The 14,133-nt window shown below is 35.6% G+C and carries 16 protein-coding genes; 6 read left to right on the forward strand and 10 right to left on the reverse strand.

The window, feature by feature from the left end:
- The first annotated feature begins 81 nt into the window (after positions 1–81).
- Positions 82–1,050 (forward strand): tryptophan--tRNA ligase, encoded by a 969-nt coding sequence (trpS, locus tag CHSO_RS24030; protein WP_045501328.1) that lies wholly within the window; start codon positions 82–84, stop codon positions 1,048–1,050.
- A gap of 58 nt (positions 1,051–1,108) precedes the next feature.
- Here trpS and CHSO_RS24035 read toward each other — a convergent pair whose 3' ends face one another.
- The 9 genes from CHSO_RS24035 to CHSO_RS24075 form a co-directional block, all read right to left on the reverse strand.
- Entirely contained in the window at positions 1,109–2,395 is a 1,287-nt protein-coding gene (locus tag CHSO_RS24035) for a sensor histidine kinase (protein WP_045501330.1), read from the reverse strand.
- Positions 2,395–3,066 (reverse strand): response regulator transcription factor, encoded by a 672-nt coding sequence (locus CHSO_RS24040; RefSeq protein ID WP_045501336.1) that lies wholly within the window; start codon positions 3,064–3,066, stop codon positions 2,395–2,397. The genes CHSO_RS24035 and CHSO_RS24040 overlap by 1 nt, the downstream gene beginning before the upstream one ends.
- Positions 3,067–3,247: 181 nt before the next feature.
- Entirely contained in the window at positions 3,248–3,454 is a 207-nt protein-coding gene (locus tag CHSO_RS24045; RefSeq protein WP_045501338.1) for a PepSY-like domain-containing protein, read from the reverse strand.
- Positions 3,455–3,488: 34 nt separating this feature from the next.
- Complete coding sequence (locus tag CHSO_RS24050) at positions 3,489–3,938, reverse strand: PepSY-like domain-containing protein (RefSeq protein ID WP_045501340.1); 450 nt, start codon at positions 3,936–3,938, stop codon at positions 3,489–3,491.
- A gap of 371 nt (positions 3,939–4,309) precedes the next feature.
- Entirely contained in the window at positions 4,310–5,005 is a 696-nt protein-coding gene (locus CHSO_RS24055; protein WP_045501343.1) for a YjjG family noncanonical pyrimidine nucleotidase, read from the reverse strand.
- Between the two features lie 203 nt (positions 5,006–5,208).
- On the reverse strand, positions 5,209–5,799 hold the full coding sequence (locus tag CHSO_RS24060; RefSeq protein WP_045503337.1) for an RNA polymerase sigma factor: 591 nt from the start codon (positions 5,797–5,799) through the stop codon (positions 5,209–5,211).
- 195 nt (positions 5,800–5,994) lie between these two features.
- A complete protein-coding gene (locus CHSO_RS24065; protein ID WP_045501345.1) occupies positions 5,995–6,486 on the reverse strand; it encodes a hypothetical protein in 492 nt (163 codons plus the stop codon).
- Between the two features lie 85 nt (positions 6,487–6,571).
- Positions 6,572–7,852 (reverse strand): methionine adenosyltransferase, encoded by a 1,281-nt coding sequence (gene metK / locus CHSO_RS24070; RefSeq protein WP_045501347.1) that lies wholly within the window; start codon positions 7,850–7,852, stop codon positions 6,572–6,574.
- A gap of 236 nt (positions 7,853–8,088) precedes the next feature.
- Positions 8,089–9,039 (reverse strand): LysR substrate-binding domain-containing protein, encoded by a 951-nt coding sequence (locus tag CHSO_RS24075; protein ID WP_045501350.1) that lies wholly within the window; start codon positions 9,037–9,039, stop codon positions 8,089–8,091.
- Between the two features lie 133 nt (positions 9,040–9,172).
- Between CHSO_RS24075 and CHSO_RS24080 the strand changes: the two genes are divergently transcribed.
- The 5 genes from CHSO_RS24080 to CHSO_RS24100 all read left to right on the forward strand — a co-directional run bounded on the left by CHSO_RS24080 (position 9,173) and on the right by CHSO_RS24100 (position 13,480).
- Positions 9,173–10,660 carry a catalase gene (locus CHSO_RS24080; RefSeq protein WP_045501352.1) on the forward strand — a complete coding sequence of 496 codons (1,488 nt, stop codon included), beginning with the start codon at positions 9,173–9,175 and terminating at the stop codon, positions 10,658–10,660.
- A 104-nt stretch (positions 10,661–10,764) separates the two neighbouring features.
- Positions 10,765–11,532 carry an enoyl-CoA hydratase/isomerase family protein gene (locus CHSO_RS24085; RefSeq protein WP_045501354.1) on the forward strand — a complete coding sequence of 256 codons (768 nt, stop codon included), beginning with the start codon at positions 10,765–10,767 and terminating at the stop codon, positions 11,530–11,532.
- Between the two features lie 50 nt (positions 11,533–11,582).
- Positions 11,583–12,005 (forward strand): deoxycytidylate deaminase, encoded by a 423-nt coding sequence (locus tag CHSO_RS24090; protein ID WP_045501356.1) that lies wholly within the window; start codon positions 11,583–11,585, stop codon positions 12,003–12,005.
- A 6-nt stretch (positions 12,006–12,011) separates the two neighbouring features.
- Positions 12,012–12,932 (forward strand): site-specific tyrosine recombinase XerD, encoded by a 921-nt coding sequence (gene xerD / locus CHSO_RS24095; protein WP_045501358.1) that lies wholly within the window; start codon positions 12,012–12,014, stop codon positions 12,930–12,932.
- 35 nt (positions 12,933–12,967) lie between these two features.
- On the forward strand, positions 12,968–13,480 hold the full coding sequence (locus CHSO_RS24100) for an NUDIX hydrolase (RefSeq protein WP_045501360.1): 513 nt from the start codon (positions 12,968–12,970) through the stop codon (positions 13,478–13,480).
- Between the two features lie 192 nt (positions 13,481–13,672).
- On the opposite strand, the gene CHSO_RS24105 is transcribed toward CHSO_RS24100, so the two are convergent.
- Positions 13,673–14,131 carry a heme-binding domain-containing protein gene (locus CHSO_RS24105; RefSeq protein WP_045501363.1) on the reverse strand — a complete coding sequence of 153 codons (459 nt, stop codon included), beginning with the start codon at positions 14,129–14,131 and terminating at the stop codon, positions 13,673–13,675.
- Positions 14,132–14,133: the final 2 nt, after the last annotated feature.

The raw sequence follows: 14,133 nt of genomic DNA on the forward strand, positions 1-14,133 counted from the left end.
TTTTACTGTTTTTCATGCATTATTCGCGTTAAACCTCGTAAATTTGCAGTTCATTAATTTTTAAATATAAATTTTAAACAAATGTCAAGAATTCTTACCGGCATTCAAGCCACCGGAACACCCCATCTTGGAAATTTATTAGGGGCTATTATTCCTGCGATCGAACTTTCTAAGCAGGAAGGAAATGAATCATTTTTATTTATTGCGAATCTTCATACGCTTACCCAGATTAAAGATGCGCAGACTTTAAGACAGAATACCTACGAGATTGCTGCGGCTTGGCTTGCTTGTGGATTAGATACCGAAAAAACATTTTTCTACAGACAAAGTGATATCGCTGAAACCTGTGAACTATCTTGGCATTTATCATGTTTTTTTCCTTATCAAAGATTAACATTAGCGCATTCATTTAAGGATAAGGCTGACAGACTTCAGGATGTAAATGCCGGTTTGTTTACCTACCCTATTTTGATGGCTGCAGATATTTTACTATACGATGCAGAGATTGTTCCTGTTGGAAAAGATCAACTTCAGCATTTGGAAATTGCAAGAGATGTAGCTTCAAGGTTTAACAACCAGATGGGCGAAGTTTTTGTACTGCCACAATCTGAACTTCAGGAAGACACCAAATATGTTCCCGGAACAGATGGTCGTAAAATGTCTAAATCAATGGGAAATATCATCAATATCTTCCTGCCTGAAAAAGAATTGAAGAAACAGGTAATGAGTATTGAGTCTGATTCTAAGTCTTTAGAAGAGCCTAAGGATCCTGCAACAGATAAAACATTCCAGATTTATGAGCTTATCGCTACATCTGAGCAGACTGAGGAATTAAGAGCAAAATATTTAGCAGGTAACTTCGGTTATGGTCATGCGAAAAAAGAGCTATTAGACCTTATTTTAACCCGTTTTGAGAAGGAAAGAGAAACGTTCAATTATTATATGAACAATCTTGATGAACTGGAAGCTAAGCTTCAGGAAGGTGCTGCAAAAACAAAACCGATTGCTCTGGCAACGCTGAAAAGAGTAAGAACAAGCTTAGGATATTAATTCTAAACTTTAGATATAAGAAATCGGCTGACTCAGAATTGAGTCAGCCGATTATTTTTTATGATATTTTATTTTTTGTAAGGATGAAGTAGTGCATTTGATCTTCAAACTCATAGGTAATATCCCAACCCGGATATTGTTTGATGATTGTTTTAATAATGGATAATCCTAAACCTGTAGAAGTGTGGTCGGAGCTCTGTTTATAAAAACGGTTAAAAATCCTGGATTTATCTAACGGAGCCTGCATTCCACTATTTTGAAAGATAATTCTGTTGTTCTCAATAAAAATATTTAAAGTTCCTTCCTCGTTATTATATTTAACAGCATTTTTAAGCAAGTTAGACAATAAAATATCAGCAAGATCCTGATTAAAGTCTGCTTTAAATATTCCCTTCTCAATAATATTAACCTCTACATTTTTAAAGGCGATAAAGTCCTCATAATTCTCTACAAGTTTATTCACCATCGCATTAAAATCAACCTCTGATATTGCATTAAACTGACTGTTTTCAATCTTGGAAAGCACTAACAGAGATTTATTCAATCCTACCATTCTTCTCAGATCGTTTTTAACTTCCGTGAGAAAGGTCAGATTCTTTTTATCAAGATTATCATTCTGAATCAGAAGATCTATTTTATTAATAACAATTGCGAGTGGTGTCTGAAGCTCATGAGAAGCATTTTCTATAAACTGTTTCTGCTGGTAGAAAACAAGTTCATTACGGTCGATCATCTCATTGATTTCCACATTCAGTTCCTCAAATTCTTTGATGGAATAATTCTGTTCTGCCTGAGAAAAAGGAATCCCAAACTGGTATTTCTTCAGCTTATCAAGAATCTGGTAGAAGGGCCGCATTGCTTTATTCAGTAGATAACTGTTAACAGCAACAATACTTATCACCAAAAGAATATAAAGAACAATTAAAGCTGTTGTAAGGTCATAGATAAGCTCATCTTCTTCTACCGTTGATGTTCTGATGACAAGCCTCTGATGGTTTTTATACTGATCGATAAAATCGGCCTCCAATACACGATAAGGCTGGTCTTTATCATCATACTCCATATAATACATCTTATTATAGAGTCTGCTTTTGTTCTTGTATTCTGCAGCAGTTATCGGCATAATCTTAAATTCATTGAATCCAAAATCATTATTCTTCAACAGCTGCGGATTAAGATACACGGCTTTGATAATCTGTATTTTTCTATCTTTCAACCCATCATCTACATTATCATGCACTTCATCCAGAATATAGGCATAAAACAGCCCTGCCCAGACTGCTATAATCAGCAGCAGGATCATGATAAGGTATTTTATCGTATAATATTTTAATGAAACCTTCATCAGACGAATTTATATCCTATTCCGTAAACAGCCTGAAAATCTGCCTCGGCATGAAGGGCTTTCAGTTTTTTACGAAGGTTTTTAATTTGTGAATAAATAAAATCAAGACTGTCTGCCTGATCGATATAATCTCCCCAGATGGCTTCTGCAAGAGTGGTTTTCTGTAAAGTTTTTTCCGGATGAATAACGAAGTAGTACAAAAGATCATATTCTTTTCGGTTAAGCACCAGGTCTTCGTTTCCTATCTTAACATTTCTGTTTTCCGGATCAATGCTGATATTTTTATACCTGATGATATTCTCACCATCCTGATTTTTTCTTCTTATTACAGATCTTATTCTTGCCATCAGTTCTGCAAGGTGAAATGGCTTTGCCAGATAATCATCGGCTCCTATTTCCAGCCCTGTTACCTTATCATCTACAGAATCTTTAGCAGACAGGATAATTACAGGGTCTTTTTTATGCATTTTTTTAATCTCCCTCAACAGATCTATTCCATTACCGTCCGGGAGCATAATATCCAACAGAATACAGTCATATTCATAGGATATAATCTTTTCCAGTCCGGCTCTGTAATCTTCTGCATATTCTACAATGAAATGTTCTGCTTCCAGAAATTTCTGTACAGTATCCCTTAGGTCCGGTTCATCTTCTACTATTAAAATCTTCATAGGCTCTGCTGCTTGGATAACGTATATCAAATATATGAAATTATAAGGTTGGAAGCTGGAAGAGCGAGGCTGGAAGTTACTTTTGTACCATTTACAACTATCCGTGTCTAAGTGGCAAACAATTTCAAAATCGTCCTATGCAACTTCCCTCTTCCCACTCCCAGCTTCCTTACTTCAAAAATTAATTTGTTTTTACATGATGTCCATCTGCATCAAAGATCAGGCACAGCCCATTCATCAGATGAATCTTATAGGCATTATATTTTTTCTCAATAGAATCAATCACACTGCATGGGTGATGCTTGGTCATAAAAGACACAATATTTTTTCTAATCTTAGCGGAAGAAGCTTTTCTTCCATTACTGTTTATTACACTCCAGTTTACCATAATCATAAAATTTTATTGTTAATCTTCATTTGATCTAATCATCAATTTTTTTAAAATTTCCGTTTCGGTCGAACTCCAGTTCCAGTCCGTTGGAAAGCTCTGTTTTATAAGACCATCTCTTCTTTTCGATCTTAACGATATGCGTATTCGGGAAGTTTCTGCTGCTATAGTTCTTAATTGAGGCAGGAATAAAACCATAAGGGATTTTCTGATGGTTACCATCTACTTCTTTCCAGTTTCCATTACTGTCGAACTCCATTTTCATTCCATTGTTCAGATAGACTTTATATTCATCCACACCATAGATTTCTCTGTCTTCAATGGCAGAGGATACAGGAATGCCTTTAAAATGACCTGCAAGAAAGGTTTTAGCAGTCTTAGGTAAATGATTAGGATTGATCGCTCTGTCCTGTGCTGAAACCAAGCTACCGATCAATAAGAAAATTAAAATAAATACGCTTGTGATTTTCTTTACATTTTTCATAATATTAAATTTTTCTGTTATTATTATGGAGCAAAGTTCCAAATCAAATTAGGAAAGAATTGGGAACAGCTTAATTTGTAGAAATCAAAATGTAAATACAGACTGTTGATAGTGTTGTGATATCTTATAATTAACCACAGATTTATCAGATTGACACAGAATCTCTTATCAATTATCTTTTATCAATCATAAAAGAAGTAAACCATTAAGACAGAGATAAGATATTAAGAGCATTAAGTGCAGTTCTGTTGAGATTGCTTCGCCTTCGGCTCGCAATGACAGTTATCTTAATTGTCTTAATAGCTTCAATAGCCTTAATGGTTCAATAAAAATTTTCAAAGCCTTATTTCAACTTTAAAAATATAAAAAGATTATAAGTATTCTTTAATCTGTTGAAGATGGGTAATAGACTTGAATCCGGTTTCTTGTTTATCTTCTTTGTATACATCAAAAAAGATGGTATCCATACCGAAATCTCTTCCTCCTATAGCATCAGCAATCCAGTCATCACCAATCATGATGCTTTCTTCTTTCTTTGCTTCAGAAAGTCCAAGGGAATATTCAAAAATTTTAGGATTTGGCTTCCTTACACCTACCGCATCCGCACTGGTAATGGTTTCAAAATAAGGTGCAATTCCGGATAGGGTACATTTTCTTTCTGTTACTTCCTGAAAGCCGTTGGAAATAATATGAAGTGTATAATTCTTCGATTTCAGATATTCAAGGATATCTTCAGCCCCTTCCACCAATTCATTATAACTTACAATATTATCCAGAAAGTTCTCTTCAAAATAAAGGGAAAGTTCTTTATTGTTTACTCCAAAATGCATGAAGGAGTCATAAAAACGGTGTTCTCTCAAATACTCTTTGCCTATCATTCCATCTCTGATTTTTTCCCATAATTCTTCATTGATATCATGGTAAACCGCATGAAACTCTTCAAAGTCGATATTATACTTCGAATTGATTTCCTGCTTTTCGAAAAGTTCTTTGATCGTTAAATAGGCATTTCTGCGATGATCCCAGAGCGTATTGTCCAGGTCAAAAAAAACGTGCTGCATTTTCATACAGCACAAAGTTAATAATTTTAATTTTTTGTAATAGGATAATTCTTGCTCTTGCTTTTCACAATTTCAAGGCTTTTAGAAAAATTGAGCAGAAAATCGATGGTTTGTTTTTTAGGTTTCAAAGTTTTCACTTTTAAGGAGTCATTTTTTTTCATAAGCGAAGTATGTTTTCCTTAAAAACGTGAAATTTTACAAAATATTATTTATCTGGTTAATATTATGTTATTTTCATCCATGATTTTTCTCAGGTTTATTAGCGCATATCTTACTCTGCCTAATGTGGTATTAATGCTCATATCAGTATGATCAGCGATCTCCTTAAAGCTTAATCCATCAAAGAATCTTAATTTGATTACTTCCTGCTGGTTCAATGGAAGAAATTGCAGCATTCTCAACAGATCTTCCTGAATCTGATTAGTCACCAGCTGATCCTCAATATTTTCAGATGGCTCTCTGATCAAATCAAAAATAGAATATTCATCCGTTTCAAAAGTAGTCTCTGAAACTTTGATATTCTTAGATTTTGCTCTGAAATGATCGATGATAAGGTTGTGTGAGATTCTTTTGGCCCAAAGGATAAATTTACCCTCTTCGTTGTAACGTCCTTCTTTTAGCATTACAATGATCTTCATGAATGTATCCTGAAAGATATCGTTGGCTAAATCTTCATCATTAATTTTGTAAAAAATGAATGTAAACAGTTCTCTCTGATGGCGATGAATAAGGGTTGATAATGCGCCCTCGTCACCTTTCTGGTAAAGCGAAATTAGTAAACTATCCGATTTTGATTTCATAACTCTTCTCAATATAATATTTGCAGCCCAGCTATCGCCCAGATACATTATCTGGTTTTTGCTGTATATACAAAACAGTTCTTCAGAGTAGAGTCTCGTCGATAGGTGGTACAATTATATTATGACGTAAATATAATAATTTTTTAATAACTGTTAAGCAATTATTAAATTTTCGCTATAAAAATTTAAAAAAAATCACTTAAACATATCATGAATGAATACAGTAGGGATATTTAATGTAAAATTAACATTTAACCCTTTCATTTCTTTTCCATTTAATCGGGTGTCTCCAATAGGGAAAGCATAGCCTCCGGTAAGGTCAAGCATCCCAAATAAGGTAACCCCTATTTTGGGAGCAATATATTTGTTGGTTCCTTCCGCTCCCACTAAAAAGTAATAGGAATGATAGAAGTCCACATTCTTTTCAAAATTAAGTAAAACGTCCGCCTGCAGCTTCGGCATGATGGCAAATTTCGAGTCTGCCACACCCATTAAGGCAGAGCCACCCAATCTGTAAATTACATCATCATTTTTAAGAAAAAGCAGCTTTCCACCCACTTCTCCAAAACTTTGATTCTGATAGGTATATCCTACACTAATCATTTTATGCATAGTATATTGGGCTTTTACCAACGTACTCAGCAAAAACAGGGATAGAAGGGCAACTGCGGTTCGAAAATTCATCATCTCTCAATTTATTAAGGTGTAAAATTAAAAAAAACTGCCTTACTGGAAGGTAAAGCAGTTCATAATATTTAGTCTGGAGAAAAAATTAAATACCAAAAGCAGCTTTAATTTCGTCTACTTTATCTAGTTTTTCCCAAGTAAAGAACTCAAGGCCTTCCAGCGTAAGCTCATTCTTGTGACCTTTGTTGAATGTTTTATCAGCTACATAGTGCTCTTTACCCATGTGTCCGTAAGAAGCCGTTTCCTGATAGATAGGGTTTCTTAATTTTAAGTTCTGCTCAATAGCGTAAGGTCTTAAATCAAAAATAGCAGATACTTTTTTAGCGATTTCTCCATCGTGAAGGTCAACTTTTGCCGTTCCATAAGTATTGATGTATAAACCACAAGGTTCAGCTACTCCAATTGCATAAGAAACCTGTACCAAAACTTCATCAGCAACACCAGCTGCTACAAGGTTTTTAGCGATGTGTCTTGTTGCATATGCAGCACTTCTGTCTACTTTTGATGGGTCTTTTCCAGAGAAAGCACCACCACCGTGAGCACCTTTACCTCCATAAGTATCAACGATAATTTTTCTACCTGTAAGACCTGTATCTCCGTGAGGACCACCAATTACAAATTTACCTGTAGGGTTGATGTGATATTTGATCTGATCGTTAAATAAAGCTTTGATCTCCTCTGTCTGCTGAGCAACTACTCTTGGAACAAGAATGTTCTTGATATCTTCACGGATCTTGTTCAACATTTCTTCTTCTGCTCCGAAGTCATCGTGCTGAGTAGAAACTACGATAGAATCAATTCTGATTGGCTTATGATCATCAGAATATTCAATCGTTACCTGGCTTTTTGCATCAGGACGTAAGTAAGTAATTTCTTTATTTTCTCTTCTGATTGCAGAAAGTTCTTTAAGGATAGTGTGCGCTAAGTCTAAAGCAAGAGGCATATAGTTAGCAGTCTCATTGGTAGCATATCCAAACATCATTCCCTGGTCTCCAGCTCCCTGAGCGTTTGCTTTAGCTTCAAATGACTCATCATTTACCGCTCTGTCCACACCCTGGTTAATATCAGGAGACTGTTCGTGGATTGCAGAAATTACTCCGCAAGAATCTCCATTGAACATGTATTCACCTTTTGTATAGCCAATTCCATTGATTACTTCTCTGGCAATCGTTTGAACATCAAGGTAAGCATCAGATTTAACTTCTCCTGCCAATACTACCTGTCCGGTAGTTACAAGAGTTTCACATGCTACTTTTGAACTTTTATCGTATGCTAAGAAATGATCGATTAATGCATCGGAAATTTGGTCGGCAATTTTGTCCGGATGTCCTTCTGAAACTGATTCAGATGTAAATAAATAAGACATATTATTCTTTGTTTTTTTAGATTAAAAATAGCTATAAAGAAAAATAAGAATAACAATTGCCCAGAAAAAAGAATACTGTTTTAGCATTTTTTTATAGAGGTTGCAATCAGGTCAAATTTTTCCTCGTTCGTAAACGTCAGCAAATTTAAGCACTATTTTTGTAATACTCAAAATTTTTGTTTACTAATTATAATTTTCTTTAAATTAATGATTTATATCATTTTAAAGTCTCTTAATTACTGAGGCTTTATGCTTACAAATTCTTTTGGACTTTCGTGGTAATTCAACTTAAGTTCCAAAGAATTTTTGATGGAATGTGATAATTCATCAATAATCTTTTGCTTAAAGGTCGGCTTATAGTAAATAATACTGATCTCTCTGTATGGGAAAGGCTTCTTGAACCTGAATACATTCTTTTTCTGCTCTTCAGAAAGCTGACTTAATGCCAATTCCGGAAGAATACTGATTCCCCCTACTTTGTCTACCATGTGCACCAAAGTCTGGATATTGGAAGCTAAGAAATCTAAATTCTTAGGTTTCAGTGTATTTTCTTTCAGATGACAGATATTTTCGAACTGATTTCTCAAACAGTTTCCCTCTTCAAGCAACCATACTTTTTCTACATTCAGCTCTTCAGGAATAATATAAGAATTCTTTTTGTTTGCTTCCGTATTAGAACTGTAGATCATCAGCTCTTCATTAAAAAGGAAATCCTGGTAAAACTCATCAGCGGTATCATAAGGTGTAGAGATAATTCCCGCATCCAGTTCTCCTGCTTTCAATGCTTTAATAATATTATCCGTAGTCATTTCCTTTACATTCATCTGTATCTTCGGATTAGCTTCAAGGAATTTGAAGATCTCCGTAGGTAAGATAAATGAAGAAACTGTAGGAATAATTCCCAGATTAATGGTTCCTCCTAAAATGTTATTCAACAGGTTAGCTTTGTTTTTCAGCTCATTGACAGATTCTATAATTACTTTCGCCTGATCGATGATCTGAAGCCCTACATCTGTGGTACGGATCGGGTGTGTAGTTCTGTCGAAAACCTTCACATCCAATTCATCCTCAAATTTTTGTATCATGGCACTTAAGGTAGGCTGGGTAATGAAGCACGCCTGAGCTGCTTTACCAAAATGTTTATACTTATCAACAGCGATAAGATATTCCAGTTGCTGAATATTCATTTGATTAATATTATCTATTACAAAGATATAACGTTTTTGTTATTAGCAATTAAAAATTCAAGTAAATTTGATAATTAGTACCTTTACAGTTGGATTTAGAAAACACGAGAACAATTATTCAAATCATCAATATATGGATTCTAAAAAATTAACGTTAAGCAACGGCGCACCTTATTTTGAGCATCAGGATTCCCAGACGGTAGGACCAAGAGGCCCGGTATTGCTGCAAGACTTTGTCCTTCAGGAAAATCTTGCACACTTCGTTAGGGAAAGGATTCCTGAAAGAATTGTACACGCCAAAGGAAGTGGAGCGTACGGAACTTTTACCGTAACGCATGACATCAGCCAATACACAAAGGCTAAATTATTTTCAAAAGTGGGCAACTCCTGCAGAATGTTTGCCCGTTTTTCTACAGTGGGCGGAGAAAAAGGGAGTGCAGATACCGCAAGAGACCCAAGAGGATTTGCTTTAAAATTTTATACTGAAGATGGAAACTGGGATCTTGTAGGCAATAACACTCCGGTATTCTTCATAAAAGATGCCAAGAAATTCCCGGATTTCATTCATACCCAAAAAAGACTTCCAAGAACCAATTTGAAAAGCGCTACTATGATGTGGGATTTCTGGAGCTTAAATCCGGAATCTCTTCATCAGGTTCTTATATTAATGTCAGACAGGGGAACACCTTATGGCTACAGACATATGCATGGCTTCGGATCTCATACTTTCTCCATGATTAATGATCAAAATGAAAGAGTATGGGTGAAATTCCACTTCAAAACAAAACAGGGAGTAAAAAACTTCACTGATGAAGAGGCCGTAAAAATGGCAGGAGAAAACCCTGACTTTGCACAGGAAGATCTTTGCAACGCTATTGAAAACGGAGATTTCCCTAAATGGACCATGTACATCCAGGTGATGACAGAAGAACAGGCCAAAGATTTTAGATGGAATCCTTTTGATATAACAAAAGTATGGTTCCACGATGATTTCCCGTTGATTGAAGTAGGAGAAATGGAATTGAATGAAGTTCCTGTCAACTATTTTGCTCATGTAGAGCAATCTACCTTCTCACCAAGCAGCCTTATCAACGGAATCAGTTTTTCTCCGGACAAAATGCTACAGGGAAGATTATTCTCATATCCGGATGCACACCGATACAGAGTGGGTGTAAATGCACACCAATTGGAAGTGAACAGATGTCCTTTTGCTGTTAATAATTATCAAAGAGACGGTTATATGGCTGATTCTAGTCAATATCAGGATAAACCGAACTATTATCCTAACAGTTTTGATGATATTAAACCGGATGTTTCTTATAAAAACTATGAGTATGAATTAGATAGTGCTCATGTTGCCAATTATAACAGAAATGACAATGACAGCGATCATTATACTCAACCGGGGCTTCTTTATTCGAAAGCGATGAATGCTGAAGACAGAAATAATCTGATCCAAAATATTATAGGAAGTATGAAAGGAATTACCGGACCGAAAAGAGAGGAAATTATCAATAGACAATTATGTCACTTTTTCCGCGCAAATATTGAGCTTGGCATGAAAGTGGCTTCACAACTAAACATCAATATTGATGCAAATATGATGAATCACTCCAAATAATCATATTGAACAATAAATCAAAAAAAAGGAAAAAAAATAATATTTTTTCCTTTTTTTTATAAAAAATTCATAATTTGCGAAGGATGATATTTTAAAGTGGAAAAATGAGTTACGAAAATATATTATTAAAAAAGGAAGATAAATTATCTATCATTACCATAAACAGACCTGAGAGTTTAAATGCATTGAATGCAAAGACAATTCAGGAGATCAGTGCAGCATTGGATGAGCTTAATTCTGACCCATCCTGCAGGACAATTATCCTTACAGGTAGTGGAGAAAAGTCCTTCGTAGCTGGAGCTGATATCAAGGAATTCAGTGACTTCGGACAGGAAAAAGCTGAGGAACTTGCAAAAAATGGACAAAATACATTGTTCAACAAAATTGAAAACCTATCCAAACCTGTCATTGCAGCTGTAAACGGTTTTGCATTAGGAGGAGGTTTAGAGCTTGCCATGGCATGCCACATCAGATATGCGTCGGAAAACGCCAGATTAGGGCTTCCTGAAGTAACACTGGGATTAATTCCAGGATACGGGGGAACTCAAAGGCTTCCAAAACTTGTCGGAAAAGGTATTGCCAATGAAATGATCTTCTCTGCCAAAATGATCCCTGCTCAAAAAGCAAAAGAGATCGGACTGGTGAATGAAGTATACCCTATTGAAGAATTATTAACCAAAACGAAAGAATTAGCGAACACTATTGCTCATAATTCACCAATGGCAATATCAAAGGCTATTAACGCCGTCAATTTATCTGACACGGAGAAAGGTTTTGAAACTGAAATTAAATATTTCGGGGAACTTTTCGAAATGGAAGATAAGAAAGAAGGAGTAGCTGCTTTCCTTGAGAAAAGAAAGCCGAACTTCTAATCTTTCAAAAGATTTTAATCCAATTATTTCGAAAAAACTAATGATGCGGTATGAATAAGTTTGACAAAGCTTATCTAAAAATGGCTCAGGAATGGGCAAAACTCTCCTACTGTAAGAGAAAACAGGTAGGAGCTCTTATCGTGAAAGATAGGATGATTATTTCAGATGGTTACAACGGGACTCCTATGGGATTCGAAAACTGCTGTGAAGATGAAGGAGGGAAAACGCACTGGTATGTATTGCATGCAGAAGCCAACGCTATATTAAAGCTGGCAGCTTCTACACAATCTGCTAAAGGAGCAACGTTATATTTAACATTGTCACCCTGCAAGGAATGCAGTAAGCTGATCCTACAGGCAGGTATTGCAAGACTGGTGTATATTAATGAGTATTCGGATGACGATGGAATATCGTTTTTGAGAAACCATAACATTGAAATAGAACAAATATCGGACTGTGAACTAAAAAAATAAGCACAAATGACTTGGGATGAAAAGATCAAAGATTTTGAAATATTTCTTCGCTTCGAAAGAAATTTTTCAGACAACACGCTCGACGCCTATGTTCGGGACATTAAGAAACTAAAAGATTACGCAGAAGAAGATCTGGCAAACGTCGGTCCAGATTCTATCGGTTACGAAAACCTGCAGGAATACATTTTCAATCTTTCTAAACAGAAATTCAGTGAGAGATCACAGGCTAGGTGGATATCTTCCATTAAAGCTTTCTTCAAATTTCTATTGGAAGATGAATATCGTGAAGACAACCCTGCAGCGTTACTTGAAGGTCCTAAACTGGGACTATATCTGCCGGACACGTTAAGCCTGACAGATATTAATAAAATTATTGCTGCCATTGAGGTCAATACAGATCTCGGAAAAAGAAACCAATGTATCATAGAGGTACTTTATGGTTGCGGACTCCGTGTATCTGAACTGATTGATCTGAAGATCTCCAATATCAACTTCAAAGAGCAATATATTAAGGTACACGGAAAGGGAAATAAAACTCGTTTTGTGCCTTTAGCTGATTATACGGCTGAATTACTGGAAAGTTACATCAAAGAGGTACGCTCTAAAGGAAAAATCAATAAGAAATATGAGGATACGCTGTTTTTAAACAGTCGTGGTACTTCTATGTCAAGAGTTATTGTATTTCTTATTATTAAAGAACTTACAGATAAAGCAGGAGTTAATAAGAAAATTTCCCCACACACCTTCAGACACTCTTTTGCAACACATTTGCTGCAGAATGGAGCTGATCTCCGTTATATTCAGGAAATGTTGGGCCATTCCAGCATTACTACAACAGAGATCTACACTCACCTCAAGACAGAAGAGCTAAGGGATGTTATCTTAAGCTATCACCCGAGAAATATTAATATTACTCAGGGAAGCTAAGGTCTATCTGACCTTTGAAAAATAATTATAGACGGATGAAAGTATTGAAATATTGCCCGAGCTGTGGCAAAGAGACCTTACATTGGGATAATGAAAAAAAATGGAGTTGTCCTGAATGTGGTTTTACACTGTACAATAATGTAGCAGGCGCTGTGGCGGTTGTTATCAGATGTGGTAACGAAATTTATCTTACCCGAAGAAACAGGGATCCTAAAAAAGGAAAACTGGATCTGGCCGGAGGTTTTGTTGACCCTAAGGAAAGTGCAGAGGAAACCTGTAAAAGAGAGCTTTTTGAAGAGCTTCAGCTTGATATTGATATTTCTAATCTGAAATACCTTACCAGCCTTCCGAACGTTTATCAATATAAAGAAATTGATTACAATACGATTGATCTTTTTTATGAGTATAATGTTTCGGAGAAGTTTGAGGTAAATCTTGAGCTTTCAGAGATCTCTGAAGCGGTATGGATTCCTTTAGAGGAGTTCAACCTTGATGAGATTGCTTTTGATTCTCAGAAGAGATTTTTTGAGGATTATCTGAAGAAATAATTTTTGTAAATATATGCTTCCGCAGATTTTGCAGATACAGCAAATTACTGGTTTTTACCAAATGCTTATTTTGTAAAATCTGCGGGAGTTTTTTTTATGTTGAAAAACAATTTTCCCACAGATTTCACAAATTACACAGATGCATTTCGTAAAAGCTCTGCAATGAGCTGTGGAATCTGTGGGAATTATATTTTAGTATGTCTTAGATTTCAGCATTTCTTCAAAATACTGAATAAGTATGGTTCTTTCTGCCTCTGTAAGCTTAGCCTTGTCATGATAAACAATATAACCAGGTAGTGGCATTGTCTTATGTTTAAGAGCTTCAATAGACCTATCCAGCATATTCTCTTTTAATTCCTTATTATAGGTTCCCCAAACAGAAAAATTAAGACGCTGGCGTCCGTCATTCACATGGCTTTTTACAGACCAGGAAATAGGTGCTACATACGCATATTTAGGATATACCGTTTCATTGGAATGACAGTCATAACAGGCATTCTTAAGAAGCGTGCTTACCTTTTCAGGAGCTTGCTTCATCTGAACAAAATTCACTTTGGAATCAACCGGTTGATTTATTCTATCAATTGGGAAAAACTGGATAAGAGCAAATGTTACCAGAGTCCATAAGATTATTTTCTTTGCCGTCTTCATCT

Origin of the sequence: Chryseobacterium sp. StRB126 (genome assembly GCF_000829375.1) — a bacterium.
GTDB lineage: Bacteria > Bacteroidota > Bacteroidia > Flavobacteriales > Weeksellaceae > Chryseobacterium.

Coding starts and splice junctions, on each gene's coding strand:
- trpS (WP_045501328.1), top strand. CDS start 82: ATGTCAAGAATTCTTACCGGCATTCAAGCCACCGGAACACCCCATCTT.
- CHSO_RS24035 (WP_045501330.1), bottom strand. CDS start 2,395: ATGAAGGTTTCATTAAAATATTATACGATAAAATACCTTATCATGATC.
- CHSO_RS24040 (WP_045501336.1), bottom strand. CDS start 3,066: ATGAAGATTTTAATAGTAGAAGATGAACCGGACCTAAGGGATACTGTA.
- CHSO_RS24045 (WP_045501338.1), bottom strand. CDS start 3,454: ATGGTAAACTGGAGTGTAATAAACAGTAATGGAAGAAAAGCTTCTTCC.
- CHSO_RS24050 (WP_045501340.1), bottom strand. CDS start 3,938: ATGAAAAATGTAAAGAAAATCACAAGCGTATTTATTTTAATTTTCTTA.
- CHSO_RS24055 (WP_045501343.1), bottom strand. CDS start 5,005: ATGAAAATGCAGCACGTTTTTTTTGACCTGGACAATACGCTCTGGGAT.
- CHSO_RS24060 (WP_045503337.1), bottom strand. CDS start 5,799: ATGAAATCAAAATCGGATAGTTTACTAATTTCGCTTTACCAGAAAGGT.
- CHSO_RS24065 (WP_045501345.1), bottom strand. CDS start 6,486: ATGATGAATTTTCGAACCGCAGTTGCCCTTCTATCCCTGTTTTTGCTG.
- metK (WP_045501347.1), bottom strand. CDS start 7,852: ATGTCTTATTTATTTACATCTGAATCAGTTTCAGAAGGACATCCGGAC.
- CHSO_RS24075 (WP_045501350.1), bottom strand. CDS start 9,039: ATGAATATTCAGCAACTGGAATATCTTATCGCTGTTGATAAGTATAAA.
- CHSO_RS24080 (WP_045501352.1), top strand. CDS start 9,173: ATGGATTCTAAAAAATTAACGTTAAGCAACGGCGCACCTTATTTTGAG.
- CHSO_RS24085 (WP_045501354.1), top strand. CDS start 10,765: ATGAGTTACGAAAATATATTATTAAAAAAGGAAGATAAATTATCTATC.
- CHSO_RS24090 (WP_045501356.1), top strand. CDS start 11,583: ATGAATAAGTTTGACAAAGCTTATCTAAAAATGGCTCAGGAATGGGCA.
- xerD (WP_045501358.1), top strand. CDS start 12,012: ATGACTTGGGATGAAAAGATCAAAGATTTTGAAATATTTCTTCGCTTC.
- CHSO_RS24100 (WP_045501360.1), top strand. CDS start 12,968: ATGAAAGTATTGAAATATTGCCCGAGCTGTGGCAAAGAGACCTTACAT.
- CHSO_RS24105 (WP_045501363.1), bottom strand. CDS start 14,131: ATGAAGACGGCAAAGAAAATAATCTTATGGACTCTGGTAACATTTGCT.